Raw genomic sequence first — 16,468 nt, 5'->3', positions numbered from 1 at the left:
CTATATCAAGGTGCGGCGGTCCGCGTCTTCAAGCCTCGACGTGACGGGCCGGCTCCGGCCGTGGTCATTCCGGGGGCGGCGGGGGGAGGTCGTCCGGCGGCGGGCCGTCGGGGGGACCGTGCCGCCGATCGAAGTCATGATCGCGCAGTCCGATCCGGGCGCGCACGTCCGCAGGGGTCTGGGCGACGATCCGCTCAAGGGCGGCGTGCCCCGCCTGCTGAAGCGCCAAGGTGTTCGCCTGGATCTCGTCGAGGACGCTCTTCAGGGCGTCGGGATCGAAGGGCTCCGCCCGCATCACCGCGAACATCTTCCTGCGATCCGCGCGCAGGGCCTCGAAGTGGGTCTTCACGGACGGGTCGTTGAAGAGATCGTCGCGAAGCGCCGCCCGCATCTCCTGGGGGAAGGCCCGGTCGGCGGCGGTCATGAAGGTGGAGAACCCGCCGCGCGGCGGCGGGTGCGGCATGAACATCCGCGCCGAGACGAAGCCGCCGAGCGTGAAGTTGAGTGCGAGCGACACCGCCAGCGCGACGAGCACGCCGATCGCCCAGCCACCGCGCAGCGTCATAGGCTGTCTCCCGCCGCAAAGCCGTCGTCCTGGCCGACGCCGAGCACCAGCACCGCCACGTCCTCGCCCTGGGACCAGGACTGCCCAGACTGCCGGTCGATCACCAGGCCCAGGGTCGCGCCGAGCGCGATGCAACCCACCGCGACACACGCGAAGGCCGCCATCCGCGCCGGCGTGAAGAGATGGAAGCCGGGGCCGGCGGACTGACGTTCGCGCACCCCGGAGAGAATGCGCCCGACCGTGGCGGAGTGAACCGGGGAGGGGGCGACGAGGCTACGCAAGTCGGCGTCGAGGGTGCGGCTGGCGTCGAGGAGGCGGCGCGCCCGGTCGTCGCGCGCAACCAGCGCGGTGACGCTCTCGGCGGTGCCGCGCGGCCAGGCGTGCGCGTCCGACCCGTATCGGTCGATCAACGCTTCCAGGTCCGCCAGGGTGAAAGGTCTGCTCATCCGTCCTGCCTCCGCGAGTGCCGCCGTCCGTCTGCGGACCCGCAACCCGTTCGATCGTTGTTCATGCGCCGCTTTCGGCCGTACCCGAGGCCTCGCGGTCAAGCTTGTTCTGTCGCAGCGTGCGGCGTGCCCGGACGAGAAGCTGCTCGGCGGCGCCGTCGCTGACCCCCAGCCGCGCCGCGATCTCCGACGTGGAGATGTCTCCCGATGCCGCCAGCAGGATTGCCGCGCGCTGGCGCGCAGGCAATGCCTGAATGTTCCGTGCCACGGCCTGCAACTCGTCGCGGACGACCGCCCCATGCTCCGCGCCGGGATCAGGTTCGACCGGATCGTCGACGCTGTCGAGGCCGACGAGCCGCCGGACCTTCTTGCGCCGGTCGAGATCGATGCACCGGTTCAGCGCGATGCGATAGATCCACGTCGACACCTTGACGCCGCGCGGGTCCCATCCGCCCGCCTTGCGCCACACCGACCAGAAGGTGTCCTGCACGACGTCGTCGGCATCGGCCGACGAGCCGGTGAAGCGGCGCGCGAGCGCATGGATGCGACCGGTATGGCGCTGCACGAGCTCGGCAAACGCCCGCTCGTCTCCGCGCGCGATGAGCGCGAGAAGCCTGGCGTCCCCGTCCTCGGTTGCGGTCGTGTCCACGATGGTCGTCGGATCGATCTTTCGTGTCCGCGGTCCGGCGACCGCATCAATGGAAGCGGCCATGGGAACCTCTCAATGGGTCGTTTCCACGGCGCGACCACCGGTCCCGCAACGCGCGATATAACTCATGTCACCTGCCCCGGGGGAAGTGCTGCTGGTGCACGCGATGGGTGTTGCATGGCCTCGCTCGACGTTCGTGTCTGCCGTACCTGTCACCCTGAACGTCGTCGGCCGCTCCTTCCTACGCCGCTTCTTGAAATTCGATGGCGCGCGTACCTTGTGAGGGTCCGCGGCGGGGTGGTATCCCAGCTTCCGCCCCGTCGGCATCCGACCTGAACTCCGAGAGAGGACCATCGCACATGACGGCAGACCAACCGCTGTGGACACCTTCGAAGGAGCGGATGGCGGACAGCGCCATGACGGCGTTCATGGGATTTGCCGGTAAGCGGGCGGGCCGGAGCTTCGAGAGCTTCGACGACCTGCACGCCTGGTCGGTGTCCGATCTCGAGGGCTTCTGGTCGGCGGTGTGGGATTTCTGCGGCGTCGTCGGCGACAAGGGCGACCGCGTGCTGGTCGACGCCGACAAGATGCCGGGTGCCGCCTTCTTCCCCGATGCGCGCCTCAACTACGCGGAGAACCTGCTGCGCCGGAACGACGATGGCGATGCCGTCGTCTTCTGGGGCGAGGACAAGGTGCGCCGCCGGATGAGCTGGCGCGAGCTCAACGATCTGGTCTCCCGGATGCAGCAGGCGCTCGCGGCGGCCGGCGTCGGGGTCGGCGACCGGGTGGCGGCGATGATGCCGAACATGCCGGAGACGACGGCGCTGATGCTCGCCACCGCCTCGCTCGGCGCGACCTTCTCCTCCTGCTCTCCCGATTTCGGCGAGCGCGGCGTGCTCGACCGGTTCGGCCAGATCGAGCCCAAGGTCTTCGTGAGCTGCGACGGCTACTGGTACAACGGCAAGCAGATCGCCGTTGCCGATAAGCTGGCCGCCATCGAGTCCCAACTGCCCACCGCCGAGCAGATTTGGATCGTCTCCTACCTGGAGCAGGCCGAGGACGTGGCGGGTCGCCTCAAGCGCGCCAAGCCGCTGGAGCAGGTGCTGAAAGGCTTCGAGGCGAAGCCGGTGGCCTTCGAGCGACTGCCCTTCAATCATCCCCTCTACATCCTGTTCTCGTCGGGAACGACGGGTGTCCCGAAGTGCATCGTGCACTCGGCCGGCGGCACGCTGCTGATGCACCTGAAGGAGCAGCGCCTCCATTCGGACGTGAAGCCCGGCGACCGCGTCTTCTACTTCAGCACCTGCGGCTGGATGATGTGGAACTGGCTGATGTCGGCGCTCGCGTCCGAGGCGACGCTGCTGCTCTACGACGGCTCGCCGTTCGCTCCGAGCGGCGAGATCCTGTTCGACTATGCCGACCAGGAGAAGATGACGCTGTTCGGCACCTCGGCGAAGTTCATCGACGCGGTGGCGAAGGCCGGGCTGGTCCCGATGGAAACCCACGACCTGTCGACGGTCAGGCTGATGACCTCGACCGGCTCGCCGCTGGCGCCGGAAAGCTTTTCGTACGTCTACGAGAAGATCAAGCACGACATCCACCTGGCCTCGATCTCCGGCGGCACCGACATCGTCGCCTGCTTCGTCCTCGGGATCCCGATCAAGCCGGTCTACAAGGGCGAGATCCAGGGGCCGGGGCTGGGCCTCGACGTGCAGGTCTGGTCGGAAGACGGCCATCCGATCCGCGAGGGCAAGGGCGAGCTCGTCTGCGCCCGGCCGTTCCCCACCATGCCGGTGATGTTCTGGAACGATCCCGACGGTGCCAAGTACCGCGCCGCCTATTTCGAGCGGTTCGACAACGTCTGGTGCCACGGCGACTTCGCCGAGTGGACGCCGCACGGCGGCCTGATCATCCACGGCCGGTCCGACGCGACGCTCAATCCGGGCGGTGTGCGCATTGGTACCGCGGAGATCTACGCGCAGGTCGAGCAGATCCCCGACGTGCTGGAGGCGCTGGCGATCGGCCAGACCTGGGACAACGACGTCCGGGTCGTGCTGTTCGTGCGGCTGGCGGAGGGTGCGACGCTCGACGAGGCGCTGGAGAAGCGCATCAAGACCCAGATCCGCAGCGGTGCCAGCCCGCGCCACGTGCCGGCAAAGATTGTCGCGGTGGCGGACATTCCGCGCACCAAGTCCGGCAAGATCACCGAGCTCGCCGTGCGCGACGTGGTGCATGGCCGCGAGGTGAAGAACAAGGAAGCGCTGGCCAATCCCGAGGCGCTCGATTTCTACCGCGACCTGCCGCAACTGGCCGACTGATCCGGAACTTCGGCCATCGACGGGAGGTTGCCCAGGCGCGCGACACGGAGGGCCGACCATGGACGCCGGACGCAACGCCCGGCTCGAGGAGATCCTCGAGGAGATCTACCGGATCGACGAGGTCGACCTGCTGTCGGAGAACGGCTCGGGCAAGCACGCCGACATGGCCGGCTCGCCGTTCGCCTTCTACCGGGGCACGGCCAGCCTGTTCTTCCGCGATCTGGCCACCGGCCGCCTGGAGGTGGAGGTGTCGCGGGGCTCGATCACCCGCATCCAGGGCGACAGCCATTTCGAGAACTTCGGCTTTCTCACTGAGGGCGGCGCCTGGGCCGCCCCCCACCACGTCATCTTCTGCCCCAACGACTTCGACGATGCCGGCGTCGGCTACGCCGAATGGGACCTGATGCGCTACGCGGCGAGCCTGTTTCTGGCCGCCGACCGGGCCCGCTGCGACGTCGACGGGACCTATGTGGACTGGCCCGCCGACCGGGTGGCGCAGTCGCCGGGGTTCGCCGCGGCCCGCAAGGCAGCCAAGCGCTTCTTCAAGGCCTACCGCAAGACCTGCAAGGCGATCGCCCAGCGGCCGGACGACTGCTGGGACGAGGCCGTCTGCAACTTCCCGTCCGGCCATTTCCTGCATCCCTTCGAGACGAAGGCCAAGGCCCGCGCCGTCGGGGGCGAGGACTTCACCACCAAGTCGAAGCTCGCCAAGGACGTCGATCTCGGCGCGCCCGTGCCGCGCCTCGCGCACCAGCCCGGACGGATCGATCGGCTGCTGGGGCCGCGGGCGGGCGCGGTCGCGGAGGCGTTCCGCCCCTATGTCGACGATGCGATCTGCGACGTGGCGATGCGCTACGGTGCCGGTCTCGGGGCGCGCAACGCCGACCGCTACTACCTTCTCGTCGGCCCGGACGATGTGTCCAGGGACGGCCAGGACTGGCGGGAACTCCTGGAACTCTATCACTTGGTGGAGGTGAAGGAGCAGCGGCCGCCGGCCTTCCTGCCGCACTTCCCCGACATCGATCCGGCCAACCGGATGTCGGTGGCGCGGCTGGTGATCGACTGCCAGCGGCTGATGCAGCGCCGGGCGGACCGGGTGCTCGATCACGTCCACTGGAACGGCCGGAGCTGGCTCGTGCGCACCCGGCACCACTCGAAGGCCGGCGTCGACGCGCACGAGCTCGCCGACGGAGACCTGACCGACAATCTCGTCGATCACGCTGAGGCGTCGGCCCGGGCGCTGGCGCTCTCCCACGGGCGTTCCGACAAGCGATCCCGCCGTTTCGAGTGCCACATGATCGACCGGCTCCGGCACGACGACATCCGCCGGCTGGTCGACAGCGCGCAGGATTACGCGGTGCGCGTGGTCGCCGACTGGGCGATGCTGCGGCGTGCGCGATAATGCGCTTTTCTGCGCGTTCTTGCGCGATCGCGCGCAAAGCGCACCGCGCGCCGCTCACACGGGTTGCAACCGCGCCCCGGTTTGCTATCGAGGGATCCCGCAGGTGTTCAAGAGGGCGCAGAGGCACCGACAGGGGTCTCCGCGCAGGCTGACGCCACCGTCCCACCGGGAGTGCCCATGACCGATATCCGTCCGCGCCGCAGCGTCCTCTACATGCCCGGCTCCAATGCCCGCGCCCTGGAGAAGGCCCGCACCCTCGATGCCGACTGCCTGATCTTCGATCTCGAGGACGCGGTGGCGCCGGACCAGAAGGAGACGGCGCGCGCCCAGGTGCTGGCGGCGGTCGAGGCGGGCGGCTACGGCCACCGCGAGATCGTGCTGCGGATGAACCCGCTTTCCTCGCCGTGGGGCATGGCCGACCTGGAAGCGATCGCGGCGAGCAACGCCGATGCGATCCTGGTGCCGAAGGCCGAGACCGTCGACGACGTGATGTCGATCGGGCGGGTGCTGTCGCGGCTCGGCGCGCCGGCGAAGCTGAAGATCTGGCTGATGATGGAGACGCCCCGGGCCGTGCTCAACGCCGGCTCGATCGCCGAGGCCGTGGAGGAGGACGCCGGCCGGCGCCTCGACGCGCTGGTGATCGGCACCAACGACCTCGCCAAGGAGACCCGCGCCCAGATCGTGCCCGGCCGGGTCACCATGCTGCCGTGGATCGCGACCTTCGTCGCGGCGGCGCGGGCGAACGGGCTGTCGATCCTCGACGGCGTCTACGGCGACATCGACGACCTGTCCGGACTGACGGAGGAATGCCGCCAGGGCCGCGACCTGGGGATGGACGGCAAGACGCTGATCCATCCGAAGCAGATCGAGGTGGCGAACCGCACGTTCGCGCCGAGCGGCGCAGAGGTCGCCTGGGCGCGCCGGATCATCGAGGCGTTCGCGCAGCCGGAGAACGCCGGGCGGGGCGCCATCGCGCTGGACGGCAAGATGGTGGAACGCCTGCACGCCGAGATCGCCGAGAAGACGGTGGCGCTGGCCGATGCCATCGCCGGGCGCACCCAGTGATGGCGGGCAGCGGAACCGCCGACCGGCTCGTCGTCGCCACCTGGAACATCAACTCGATCCGCGCCCGGATCGCGCTCGTCGACACGTTCGTCGCCGCCTACAAGCCCGACGTGCTCTTGCTGCAGGAGACGCGCTGCCCGGACGACCAGTTCCCGCGCCAGGCGCTGGAGAAGCTGGGCTTTCCCCACGTCGTGGTGAACGGGCGCAAGGGGCACCACGGGGTGGCGATCGCCTCGAACCGGCCGATCGAGCGCGTCAGCCGCGAGAACATCGCCGACATCGACGAGGGCCGTCACATCTCGGGCGTCATCGAGGTGGGCGGCAAGCCGGCGGCGCTGCATTCGGTCTACATCCCGTCGGGCGGTGACGAGCCGGACCCGGAGATCAATCCGAAGTTCCGCGCCAAGCTCGCCTATCTCGACGCGTTCGCGCCGTGGAGCGTGCTGTCGTCGGCCGAGCCGAGCCTGGTGGGCGGCGACTTCAACGTGGCGCCGCAGCCCGACGACGTCTGGTCCCACAGGCAGCTCCTGAAGATCGTCAGCCACACGCCCGGGGAGACCGAGCGCCTCGACGCGGCGCTGATGGCCGGCCGCTGGATCGACGTGGTCCGCCGCGACATGCCGCCGCCGGAGAAGGTCTTCACCTGGTGGAGCTACCGCAACCGCGACCACACCGTCGCCAACCGCGGCCGCCGGCTTGACCACATGTGGGCCTCGCCGTCGCTGGCCGACCGGGTGAGCGACGTGCGCGTGGTCGCCGAGGCGCGGAGCTGGGAAAAGCCGTCCGACCACGTCCCCGTGCTGGTCACCATCAACGGCTGAGCGACCCGGACCGGCTAGCCGCCGGGGCCGGCCTCCAGGCCGATGCGCCGCCGCACCTCGGCGGCGGAGAGCCCGCCGGCGCGCAGCTCGCGCAGGCTGGTGGACCCGGACGACTTGGAGAGCTTCCGCCCGTCCGTGTCGAGAATCAGCCGGTGGTGCCGGTAGACCGGGGCGGGCAGGCCGAGCAGCGCCTGCAGCAGCCGGTGGATCGAGGTGGCGTGGAAGAGGTCCTGGCCCCGGATGACGTGGCTGATCCCCTGCGCCGCATCGTCGACGACGACGGAGAGGTGGTAGCTGCCCGGCACGTCGCTGCGGCCGACGACCACGTCGCCCCAGGCGGCCGGATCGGCCCGCACCTCGCCGGTCTCCCCGCGCGGTCCCGCGTCGAGCTCGCGAAACGTCAGGGGAGCGTCCACCCGCGCCAGCGCGTCGTTCATCCTGAGCCGCAGGGTGGCCGGCCGGCCGGCTTCGATCCGCTCGCCGATCACCGCCTCCGGCAGGAACACCTCGTCCGGCGGCACGTGCCAGCCGCCGTCCGGATCGCGGCGCCAGGGCGTGCCCGCCGCATCGGCGGCGGCGGCGGCGTCGGCGATCTCCCGACGGGTGGCGACCGAGCGGCGGATGAGCCCGATGGCGTCCAGACGGGCAAGGGCGTCCTCGTATGACTCCACATGGTCGGACTGGCGCCGCACGTCCGGATCGAAGGCGAGCCCGAGCCAGCGGAGATCCTCGAAGATCGCTGCCTCGAACTCCGGCCGCGCGCGGTTGGTGTCGAGGTCGTCGATGCGGATGAGGAAGCGTCCGGCGCGGGCCTCGGCCGTCTCCGCGTTGAGGATTGCGCTGAGCGCGTGACCGAGATGAAGATAGCCGTTGGGGCTGGGCGCGAAGCGGACGGTCGGAGGGCTTTCGTCGGCCATGGGGCGGGTCACACGGTGCTTGCGGGTCACGTGAGCGGTAGCGGGTATGGGGCGATCATGACAAGCGCGCGATCACGCAAGGCGCCGGCGAAGCGTCCGGCGAAACGCACGGTTCCACCGCCTCCGCGCCCGGTCGCGGGATTGCGGCCGATCGAGACCGACGCCGACGTGGCGGCCGGGCTGGAGGCGCTGGTCGACCTCGATCCGAGGCTCGCCCCGGTGCGGGACCTCGCCGGCGAACTGCCGCTGCGGCTGCGCCAGCCGGGCTTCGAGGGACTGGCGCGGATCATCGTCTCGCAACAGGTGTCGGTGGCCAGCGCCACGGCGATCTGGAACCGGGTGATGGCGGGCCTCGGCGAGATGACCGTCGCGCACATGTCGGCGCACGACGACGACGCGCTGCGCGGGATGGGCCTGTCGCGCCCGAAGATCCGGGCGCTGCGGGCGATCTGCGCGGCGGTGGACGGAGGGCTGGACCTGGGCGGGGTGGCGGTGCTGCCGGCCGACGAGGCCCACGCGCTGCTGTGCACGGTGAAGGGCGTCGGGCCCTGGACCGCCGACATCTACCTGCTGTTCTGCGCCGGCCACCCGGACATCTTCCCGGCCGGCGACATCGCGCTGCAGAACGCGGTCGCCGACGCGCTCGGGCTGGAGGCGCGGCCGACCATCCCGGAACTGCACGAGATCGCGGCGGCCTGGTCGCCGTGGCGAGGCATCGCCGCCCGGCTGTTCTGGGCCTACTACGGCGCCCGCAAGGCCGGCCGGGACGCGCTGCCGGTCTGAGGCCGGGCGGCGCCTTCGGAGGCCGGATGCAAAAAGGGCACCGGTCGCGACCGGTGCCCTTCGCAGTCCGATGCCGTTGCGCGGCACGCCTACATGGCGCGGCGCAGCAGCCTGTAGATCAGCAGCAGGATCAGCGCGCCGACGATGGCCGTCAGCAGCGAGGGAAGCGAGAGGCCGCCGACGACGGTGCCGATGCCCAGCGCGGTGCCGACGTAGCCGCCGACGAAGGCGCCGGCGATACCGATCAGCATCGTGACGAAGAAGCCTCCCGGGTCATTGCCCGGCATGATCAGCTTCGCGAGCGCGCCGGCGATAAGGCCAAGTATGATCCAGGAAAGGATAGTGAGCATTCTGAAGAACCCCCGTTTTTATTGACCTTCGGCAAACTCGTACGCCGGAACTTGGTTCCACCTGCGTATCAGACCTTGTCCCACCCAAGATGACAATATCGGATGGCCTCCGTGCACCGGACTCTTGCCGGTGAGGCAGGCCGCTGGACCCGCCACCCGCCGCCGTGAAAGGGTGTGGCGGGGCGCGCACGGCGAACACGGAGACAGGCTTACATGGTCGAACTGGACGGTCCGCGACTGGAACCCGCCTCGGGAGAGGCGCCCACCGGCCTCGTGGTGCTGCTGCACGGATACGGGGCCGACGGCGCCGACCTGATCGGCCTGGCGGAGATGTGGGCGCCGCACCTGCCGACCGTCGCGTTCGTGGCGCCGAACGCGCCCGATCCCTGCGGCATGGCGCCGATGGGCCGGCAGTGGTTTCCCCTGACGCTGCGCGATCCGTCGGAATACTGGCGCGGCGTCACGGCGGCGGCGCCCGTGCTCGACCGGTTCCTGGACGCCGAGCTGGCGCGCGCCGGGCTGGACGACAGCCGGCTGGTGCTGGTGGGGTTCAGCCAGGGCACGATGATGGCGCTGCACGTCGCCTTTCGGCGGCCGCGGGCGCTCGCCGGCCTGATCGGCTACTCCGGGCGGCTGGCCGGCCCCGAGCGCCTCGGCGAGGATCTGCGCCACCGGTTTCCGGTGCTGCTGGTGCACGGGGCGGCCGACGACGTGCTGCCGGCCGAGCTGACCGAGCAGGCGGCCGAAACGCTGTCGGGGCTCGGCGTGCCGGTGACGTCGCGAATCGAGCCCGGGCTCGGGCACGGGATCAACGAAACCGGATTGCGGCTCGGTGCCGAATTTCTGGGCAAGGTGCTGCCCGAATGAGGTGGGCTATCCGGACGGTAAGCAACGGGGCATATTTCACAACAGTGACATAGAGCCTATACATAAGTTCAGTCACGCATCCGAAGTTGGCGACTCAACTGAGGGACGAGGGACAGCGAGTGAGCATTGCGGTATCTCCCGATGCGCATCCTACGTTGGTGCTGAATGCGGATTATCGGCCCCTGAGCTACTATCCGCTTTCGCTCTGGTCGTGGCAGGACGCCATAAAGGCCGTCTTCCTCGACAGGGTGAACATCGTCTCGGAGTACGAAGCGACGGTCCGAAGTCCGTCTTTCGAAATGAAGCTTCCGAGCGTCGTCTCGCTCAAGACCTACATCAAGCCCGCCCGCTATCCCGCCTTCACCCGCTTCAACGTCTTCCTGCGCGACCGCTTCGAGTGCCAGTACTGCGGCACCCGGGAGGACCTGACCTTCGATCACCTGATCCCGCGCTCCCGCGGCGGCCTGACCCTCTGGGACAACGTCATCGCCGCCTGCTCGAGCTGCAACCTGCGCAAGGGCAACAAGTCCTGCCGCGACATGGACATGTGGCCGCGGCAGATGCCCTACCGGCCGACGGTCCAGGACCTCCACAACAACGGCCGCCTGTTCCCGCCGAACTATCTCCACGACAGCTGGCTCGACTTTCTCTACTGGGACACCGAGCTGGAGCCCTAGAGCCTCCTCCGCTCGGAGGGCCCGCCGATCGGGCCCGGCTCCGGATTCCGACCCCCGACCGATTCCCTCCCGCGCCGATCGACCGGAGCAGACCGGGCCATGCGCGCGCCGCGCGCCGCCCGGCCAGCCGATTCGCCCGGCCGGCCGGCGCGGATTCCCGTCCCCGGGACCCGGCGGCTGGCGCGGATGGCGGCGCCCGCTTTGGTTCGGCCCGCCAAACCTGATAGATCCGGGATGGCTTCAGGGAGCGATGCGTCTGGCGCGCTCGTGTTTTCGCCCGGACGGGTGCCTGTCGGCGCGACCGCCGGGCAATGCCGGCGCGCTCACCGGTGCGGTCGCCGAACAAGAGAAATAAGACAGAGGAGACAGGACATGGATCTCGCAAGCCGCCTTGCCGGCCGCCGTGTGCTCGTGACCGGCGCCTCGAGCGGACTGGGCGCGCACTTCGCCCGCGTCGCGGCCCGGGCGGGGGCGCGGGTCGCGGTTGCCGCGCGCCGCAAGGAACGTCTCGACGGGCTGGTGGCCGAGCTGATGGCCGAGGGGGCCGCCGATGCGCTGGCGGTCGAGCTGGACGTGACGGCGGAGGGGTCGATCGAGGCCTGCTGCGACGCGGTGACCGGCGCCTTCGACGGCATCGACGTGCTGATCAACAACGCCGGCATCGCCACCGAGGGCTGGGCGCTGGACCAGTCGGCGTCCGACTTCGACAACGTCATGGCGGTCAACGTGCGCGGCGTCTGGCTGATGGCCGTCGCCGTGGCGCGCCGCTGGCGCGATGCCAAGGCGACGGGGATCGTGGTCAACATCGCCTCGGTGCTGGGCGAACGGGTCGCCACCGGCGTCGGCCCCTACGCCGTCTCCAAGGCGAGCGTGATCCAGATGACCAAGGCGCTGGCGCTGGAGTGGGCGCGCCACGGCATCCGCGTCAACGCCATTGCGCCGGGCTACTTCGCCACCGATATCAATGCCGCGTTCTTCGACAGCGACGCGGGGCAGGGGATGATGAAGCGCATCCCCATGCGCCGGATCGGGAACCTCGAGGAGCTCGACGGAATTCTGTTGCTGCTGGCCACCGACGCCTCGAGCTTCATGACCGGCGCCATCATTCCGGTCGACGGGGGACACCTCGTCTCGTCGCTCTGACGACGCTCTGGCCACGGCCATCATAATTCTGTACTGAACAGTCCCGAATATGGCGGACCCTCCCGTGAAGCGCGCGTTCGCCGCCTTCCGCCCGCGTCCGTCCCACGCCAAGGCAGAAATGACAGCATGCCTCCCGTGATTTCCATCAGCAGCCTTTCCAAGGTCTACGACAGCGGCTTCGAGGCGTTGAAGTCGGTCGACCTTGCGATCGAGAAGGGCGAGATCTTCGCGCTGCTCGGTCCCAACGGCGCCGGCAAGACGACGCTGATCTCGATCGTCTGCGGTCTCGTCAACGCCAGCCACGGCTCCGTGACCGTCGACGGCCACGACATCGTCACCGACTTCCGCGCGGCGCGCGCGCTGATCGGGCTGGTGCCGCAGGAGCTGACCACCGATGCGTTCGAATCGGTGCGCGACACGGTGAAGTTCACGCGCGGCCTGTTCGGCAAGCCGCGCGACGACGCCCTCATCGACCGGGTGCTCAAGGACCTGTCGCTCTGGGACAAGCGCGACAGCCAGATCCGCACGCTGTCGGGCGGCATGAAGCGCCGCGTGATGATCGCCAAGGCGCTCGCCCACGAGCCGCAGATCCTGTTCCTCGACGAGCCCACGGCGGGCGTCGACGTGGAGCTTCGGCGCGACATGTGGGACGTGGTCCGGGGGCTGCGCGATTCCGGCGTGACCATCATCCTGACCACCCACTACCTGGAAGAGGCCGAGGAAATGGCCGACCGGATCGGGGTGATCTCGAAGGGCGAGCTGATCCTCGTGGAGGAGAAGAGCACGCTGATGCGCCAGCTCGGCCGCAAGCAGCTCACCCTGATCCTGCAGGATCCGCTGACGGCGGTGCCGGCGGGGCTGGGAGAGTATGACCTGGTGCTCTCCGACGACGGCAGCGAGCTGGTCTACACCTACGACACGCGGGGCGAGCGGACGGGCATCACGTCGCTGATGACCAGCCTGCGGGATGCCGACATCCGCTTCCGCGACCTCTACACGGTGCAGAGCTCCCTTGAAGAAATCTTCGTCAATCTTGTGAGGGAACGGCGATGAACCTGCGCGCGGCCGCCTCGATCTACCGCTTCGAGATGAACCGGACCTTCCGGACGGTGCTGCAGAGCATCATCTCCCCGGTGGTCTCGACCTCCCTCTATTTCGTCGTCTTCGGCGGCGCGATCGGCTCGCGGATCCAGGAGGTGGACGGGGTCAGCTACGGCGCGTTCATCGTGCCCGGGCTGATCATGCTCACGCTTCTGACCCAGTCGGTCTCCAACGCGGCGTTCGGCATCTACTTCCCGAAGTTTACGGGCACGATCTACGAGATCCTCTCCGCGCCGGTCTCCTACGTGGAGATCCTGCTCGGCTACGTCGGCGCGGCGGCGACCAAGTCGATCGTGCTCGGGCTGATCATCCTGGCCACGGCGGCGCTGTTCGTGCCGATCCGCATCGAGCATCCGTTCGTGATGATCGCCTTCCTGGTGCTGACGGCGGTGACCTTCAGCCTGTTCGGCTTCATCATCGGCATCTGGGCCGACGGCTTCGAGAAGCTGCAGCTGATTCCGCTGCTGTTCATCATGCCGCTGACGTTCCTGGGCGGCACGTTCTATTCGATCTCGATGCTGCCGCCGATCTGGCAGAAGATCACCCTGATCAATCCGGTGGTCTACCTGGTGTCGGGATTCCGGTGGTCGTTCTACGGCACCTCGGACGTTCCCGTGGCGATCTCGCTGGCGATGACGCTGGTGTTCCTGGTCGCGTGCCTCACGGTGATCTGGCTGATCTTCCGGACGGGCTGGCGGCTCCGGCCCTGAGCGGGCATCGACTGCCTTGCGTTTCGGGCCGCATCGGCTATATTTGGGGCTGATCCGAACATCTCTATCGGCATCCTGACGGATGCGGACTGAGAGTGGGGCCCCCGGGCACCCGCTCTTTTTTGCTTACCCGGTCTCAAGTCTCCGTCCGCCGCTCCGGCGGCGGGCAGCGCCCAGCAGGGGCGGTCCCGTTTCCGGGCCGGGTGAGGCAAGTGTCACGAACGGTCCCGTTCCGGTCGCCGCGACCGGAAGGGCGGCCGTTCAGCCCCGACGACAACAGAATGGATTGCGTGTGAACGCTGTCGAGAAGCACGACGAAGACATCGAAGGCGCGGCCATGGAGCCGCGCGTCGTTCACGAGCAGGGGCTCGATGCCCGCGTGGCGGCGATCGTCGAGCCGGTGATCGAGGACCTCGGCTACCGGCTGGTGCGCGTGAAGGTGACCGGCCAGAACGGCTGCACCCTGCAGATCATGGCCGAGCGGCCCGACGGCACGATGACCGTCGAGGACTGCGAGACGGTGAGCCGGGCGGTGTCGCCGGTGCTCGACGTCGACGATCCGATCGACAAGGCGTACCACCTGGAAATCTCGTCGCCCGGCATCGACCGGCCGCTGGTCCGCAGGTCGGACTTCGACCGCTGGATGGGCCACGACACCAAGGTCGAGCTGGCCCGCCTGCACGACGGCCGCAAGCGCTTCCGCGGCATCCTGCTGGGCACCCGCGGCGACGCCATGGTGATGCGCCTCGACGGCACCAAGACGACGGAAGAGGCCGAGGTGGCGCTGCCGATGGAAGACATCGCCGACGCCCGCCTGGTGCTGACCGACGCGCTGATCGAGGAAGCCCTCAAGGCCGACCGCCGGGCCCGCAAGGCCGCCGGCGGCAGCGAGGCCGACGACGACGGCAGCGACGCCGACGACAACGACGACGCCTGAGGCGCTTCAGGTCCGGATTGGAATGAATTGGCTCGGTCCCGACGAAGGGCTGACCGGAGGAAGAAAAGACAATGGCCGTTAGTGCAAACCGCCTGGAACTTCTGCAGATCGCCGATGCAGTCGCCCGCGAGAAGTCGATCGACCGCACCATCGTGATCGCGGCGATGGAAGACGCGATCCAGAAGGCGGCGCGCTCGCGCTACGGCTCGGAAACGGAAGTGCGCGCCGAGATCAACCCGAAGACCGGCGACATCCGCCTGCAGCGGCTGCTCGAGGTCGTCGAGGAGGTCGAGAACACCGCCACCCAGATCGACCTGGACGAGGCCCGGCACCGCAATCCGGCGGCGCAGCTCGGCGACTACATCTCCGAACCGCTGCCGCCCATCGACTTCGGCCGGATCGCCGCCCAGTCGGCCAAGCAGGTCATCGTGCAGAAGGTCCGCGAGGCCGAGCGCGATCACCAGTACGACGAGTTCAAGGACCGCATCGGCGAGGTCGTGAACGGCGTGGTGAAGCGCGTCGAGTACGGCAACGTCATCGTCGACCTCGGCCGCGGCGAGGCCATCGTGAAGCGCGACCAGCTGATCCCGCGCGAACTGTTCCGCAACGGCGACCGCGTCCGCGCCTACATCATGGACGTGCGCCGCGAGCAGCGCGGTCCGCAGGTGTTCCTGTCGCGCACGCATCCGCAGTTCATGTCGAAGCTGTTCCGTCAGGAGGTCCCGGAGATCTACGACGGCGTCATCGAGGTGAAGTCGGTCGCCCGCGATCCGGGCAGCCGCGCCAAGATCGCGGTCGTGTCGAACGACTCCTCGATCGATCCGGTCGGCGCCTGCGTCGGCATGCGCGGCAGCCGCGTGCAGGCCGTCGTGCAGGAGCTGCAGGGCGAGAAGATCGACATCATTCCGTGGAACCCGGACGCGGCGACGTTCATCGTCAACGCGCTGCAGCCGGCCGAGGTGAGCAAGGTGGTCCTCGACGAGGACGCCGAGCGCATCGAGGTGGTGGTGCCCGACGAGCAGCTGTCGCTGGCGATCGGCCGGCGCGGACAGAACGTGCGCCTCGCCTCCCAGCTCACCGGCTGGGACATCGACATCCTGACCGAGCAGGAGGAATCCGAGCGCCGGCAGAAGGAATTCCAGGAGCGCACGGTGCTCTTCGTGGACGGCCTCAACGTCGACGAGGTCGTGGGCCAGCTGCTCGCCTCCGAAGGCTTCACCTCCATCGAGGAAGTCGCCTACGTGGAATCCGACGAGATCGCCTCGATCGAGGGCTTCGACGAGGAGACGGCCGAGGAGATCCAGGCCCGCGCCCGCGAGCACCTGGAAGAGCGCGAGCGCCAGCTCGACGAGGAGCGCCGCACGCTGGGCGTCGAGGACGACCTGCGCGACATCGACGGGCTGACCACGGCCATGCTGGTCGCGCTCGGCAAGGACGGCGTGAAGACGGTCGAGGACCTGGCGGGCTGCGCCACCGACGACCTGGTCGGATGGGTGGAGCGCAAGCAGGGCGAAGTCGAACGCCACGCCGGCGCGCTGTCGGAGTTCGACGTGAGCCGGGCCGACGCCGAGCAGATGATCATCGCCGCCCGCCTGAAGATCGGCTGGATCACCGAAGCCGATCTCGCCCAGCCGGAGACGGAAGAGGGCGAAGAGGACGCCGCGGACCAGCTGGAGGCCTAAGGCCGGTGGCGGCCAGGCGCGACTTGGCGGAACGG

General features: G+C 68.9%; 17 protein-coding genes. 12 read left to right on the top strand and 5 right to left on the bottom strand.

The window, feature by feature from the left end:
• Nucleotides 1-64: 64 nt before the first annotated feature.
• The 3 genes from AB7M35_RS08365 to AB7M35_RS08355 all read right to left on the bottom strand — a co-directional run bounded on the left by AB7M35_RS08365 (nt 65) and on the right by AB7M35_RS08355 (nt 1,723).
• Nucleotides 65-565 (bottom strand): periplasmic heavy metal sensor, encoded by a 501-nt coding sequence (locus tag AB7M35_RS08365; protein WP_453958808.1) that lies wholly within the window; start codon nt 563-565, stop codon nt 65-67.
• On the bottom strand, nt 562-1,011 hold the full coding sequence (locus AB7M35_RS08360) for a hypothetical protein (RefSeq protein WP_453958806.1): 450 nt from the start codon (nt 1,009-1,011) through the stop codon (nt 562-564). Before AB7M35_RS08360 ends, AB7M35_RS08365 begins: the two co-directional genes overlap by 4 nt.
• Nucleotides 1,012-1,072: 61 nt before the next feature.
• The gene (locus tag AB7M35_RS08355; protein WP_453958805.1) at nt 1,073-1,723 is read right to left on the bottom strand and encodes an RNA polymerase sigma factor; all 651 of its coding nucleotides are present in this window, start codon (nt 1,721-1,723) and stop codon (nt 1,073-1,075) included.
• A gap of 296 nt (nt 1,724-2,019) precedes the next feature.
• Here AB7M35_RS08355 and AB7M35_RS08350 point away from each other — a divergent pair, with 296 nt between their 5' ends.
• The 4 genes from AB7M35_RS08350 (at nt 2,020) to AB7M35_RS08335 (ending at nt 7,266) form a co-directional block, all read left to right on the top strand.
• A complete protein-coding gene (locus AB7M35_RS08350; protein ID WP_453958803.1) occupies nt 2,020-3,978 on the top strand; it encodes an acetoacetate--CoA ligase in 1,959 nt (652 codons plus the stop codon).
• Nucleotides 3,979-4,036: 58 nt separating this feature from the next.
• Entirely contained in the window at nt 4,037-5,380 is a 1,344-nt protein-coding gene (locus AB7M35_RS08345) for a DUF2252 family protein (protein ID WP_453958801.1), read from the top strand.
• A 177-nt stretch (nt 5,381-5,557) separates the two neighbouring features.
• Complete coding sequence (locus AB7M35_RS08340) at nt 5,558-6,445, top strand: HpcH/HpaI aldolase/citrate lyase family protein (RefSeq protein WP_453958799.1); 888 nt, start codon at nt 5,558-5,560, stop codon at nt 6,443-6,445.
• On the top strand, nt 6,445-7,266 hold the full coding sequence (locus tag AB7M35_RS08335; RefSeq protein ID WP_453958797.1) for an exodeoxyribonuclease III: 822 nt from the start codon (nt 6,445-6,447) through the stop codon (nt 7,264-7,266). The genes AB7M35_RS08340 and AB7M35_RS08335 overlap by 1 nt, the downstream gene beginning before the upstream one ends.
• Before the next feature lie 14 nt (nt 7,267-7,280).
• On the opposite strand, the gene gluQRS is transcribed toward AB7M35_RS08335, so the two are convergent.
• On the bottom strand, nt 7,281-8,183 hold the full coding sequence (gene gluQRS, locus AB7M35_RS08330; protein ID WP_453958795.1) for a tRNA glutamyl-Q(34) synthetase GluQRS: 903 nt from the start codon (nt 8,181-8,183) through the stop codon (nt 7,281-7,283).
• 141 nt (nt 8,184-8,324) lie between these two features.
• Here gluQRS and AB7M35_RS08325 point away from each other — a divergent pair, with 141 nt between their 5' ends.
• The gene (locus AB7M35_RS08325; RefSeq protein WP_453958793.1) at nt 8,325-8,966 is read left to right on the top strand and encodes a DNA-3-methyladenine glycosylase family protein; all 642 of its coding nucleotides are present in this window, start codon (nt 8,325-8,327) and stop codon (nt 8,964-8,966) included.
• A gap of 89 nt (nt 8,967-9,055) precedes the next feature.
• Here the strand turns inward: AB7M35_RS08325 and AB7M35_RS08320 are convergent, their stop codons facing one another.
• Nucleotides 9,056-9,316 (bottom strand): GlsB/YeaQ/YmgE family stress response membrane protein, encoded by a 261-nt coding sequence (locus AB7M35_RS08320; RefSeq protein WP_453958792.1) that lies wholly within the window; start codon nt 9,314-9,316, stop codon nt 9,056-9,058.
• Nucleotides 9,317-9,529: 213 nt separating this feature from the next.
• Between AB7M35_RS08320 and AB7M35_RS08315 the strand changes: the two genes are divergently transcribed.
• From AB7M35_RS08315 to nusA, 7 genes are all read left to right on the top strand, one after another.
• Nucleotides 9,530-10,183, top strand: a complete 654-nt coding sequence (locus tag AB7M35_RS08315) for an alpha/beta hydrolase (protein ID WP_453958791.1) — start codon at nt 9,530-9,532, stop codon at nt 10,181-10,183.
• Nucleotides 10,184-10,302: 119 nt separating this feature from the next.
• Nucleotides 10,303-10,860: an HNH endonuclease gene (locus tag AB7M35_RS08310; RefSeq protein WP_453958790.1), complete on the top strand. Its 558-nt coding sequence runs from the start codon at nt 10,303-10,305 to the stop codon at nt 10,858-10,860.
• Between the two features lie 372 nt (nt 10,861-11,232).
• Nucleotides 11,233-12,003, top strand: coding sequence for an SDR family NAD(P)-dependent oxidoreductase (locus AB7M35_RS08305; protein WP_453958788.1), 771 nt, complete (start codon nt 11,233-11,235; stop codon nt 12,001-12,003).
• A 126-nt stretch (nt 12,004-12,129) separates the two neighbouring features.
• Nucleotides 12,130-13,056 carry an ABC transporter ATP-binding protein gene (locus AB7M35_RS08300; protein WP_453958787.1) on the top strand — a complete coding sequence of 309 codons (927 nt, stop codon included), beginning with the start codon at nt 12,130-12,132 and terminating at the stop codon, nt 13,054-13,056.
• Nucleotides 13,053-13,814 carry an ABC transporter permease gene (locus tag AB7M35_RS08295; RefSeq protein WP_453958786.1) on the top strand — a complete coding sequence of 254 codons (762 nt, stop codon included), beginning with the start codon at nt 13,053-13,055 and terminating at the stop codon, nt 13,812-13,814. Before AB7M35_RS08300 ends, AB7M35_RS08295 begins: the two co-directional genes overlap by 4 nt.
• Before the next feature lie 337 nt (nt 13,815-14,151).
• Nucleotides 14,152-14,751: a ribosome maturation factor RimP gene (gene rimP / locus AB7M35_RS08290; protein WP_453960675.1), complete on the top strand. Its 600-nt coding sequence runs from the start codon at nt 14,152-14,154 to the stop codon at nt 14,749-14,751.
• A 71-nt stretch (nt 14,752-14,822) separates the two neighbouring features.
• Entirely contained in the window at nt 14,823-16,433 is a 1,611-nt protein-coding gene (gene nusA / locus AB7M35_RS08285; protein WP_453958784.1) for a transcription termination factor NusA, read from the top strand.
• Nucleotides 16,434-16,468: the final 35 nt, after the last annotated feature.

The sequence above is a fragment of the Amorphus suaedae genome, from assembly GCF_053629675.1.
Note: the sequence above shows the minus strand (reverse complement) of the source record. Positions and strands in the feature narration are given on the sequence as shown.

Excerpts from the sequence above, each read along its gene's own strand:
- AB7M35_RS08365 (WP_453958808.1), bottom strand. The coding sequence starts at position 565 with ATGACGCTGCGCGGTGGCTGGGCGATCGGCGTGCTCGTCGCGCTGGCG.
- AB7M35_RS08360 (WP_453958806.1), bottom strand. The coding sequence starts at position 1,011 with ATGAGCAGACCTTTCACCCTGGCGGACCTGGAAGCGTTGATCGACCGA.
- AB7M35_RS08355 (WP_453958805.1), bottom strand. The coding sequence starts at position 1,723 with ATGGCCGCTTCCATTGATGCGGTCGCCGGACCGCGGACACGAAAGATC.
- AB7M35_RS08350 (WP_453958803.1), top strand. The coding sequence starts at position 2,020 with ATGACGGCAGACCAACCGCTGTGGACACCTTCGAAGGAGCGGATGGCG.
- AB7M35_RS08345 (WP_453958801.1), top strand. The coding sequence starts at position 4,037 with ATGGACGCCGGACGCAACGCCCGGCTCGAGGAGATCCTCGAGGAGATC.
- AB7M35_RS08340 (WP_453958799.1), top strand. The coding sequence starts at position 5,558 with ATGACCGATATCCGTCCGCGCCGCAGCGTCCTCTACATGCCCGGCTCC.
- AB7M35_RS08335 (WP_453958797.1), top strand. The coding sequence starts at position 6,445 with ATGGCGGGCAGCGGAACCGCCGACCGGCTCGTCGTCGCCACCTGGAAC.
- gluQRS (WP_453958795.1), bottom strand. The coding sequence starts at position 8,183 with ATGGCCGACGAAAGCCCTCCGACCGTCCGCTTCGCGCCCAGCCCCAAC.
- AB7M35_RS08320 (WP_453958792.1), bottom strand. The coding sequence starts at position 9,316 with ATGCTCACTATCCTTTCCTGGATCATACTTGGCCTTATCGCCGGCGCG.
- AB7M35_RS08315 (WP_453958791.1), top strand. The coding sequence starts at position 9,530 with ATGGTCGAACTGGACGGTCCGCGACTGGAACCCGCCTCGGGAGAGGCG.
- AB7M35_RS08305 (WP_453958788.1), top strand. The coding sequence starts at position 11,233 with ATGGATCTCGCAAGCCGCCTTGCCGGCCGCCGTGTGCTCGTGACCGGC.
- AB7M35_RS08300 (WP_453958787.1), top strand. The coding sequence starts at position 12,130 with ATGCCTCCCGTGATTTCCATCAGCAGCCTTTCCAAGGTCTACGACAGC.
- AB7M35_RS08295 (WP_453958786.1), top strand. The coding sequence starts at position 13,053 with ATGAACCTGCGCGCGGCCGCCTCGATCTACCGCTTCGAGATGAACCGG.
- rimP (WP_453960675.1), top strand. The coding sequence starts at position 14,152 with ATGGAGCCGCGCGTCGTTCACGAGCAGGGGCTCGATGCCCGCGTGGCG.
- nusA (WP_453958784.1), top strand. The coding sequence starts at position 14,823 with ATGGCCGTTAGTGCAAACCGCCTGGAACTTCTGCAGATCGCCGATGCA.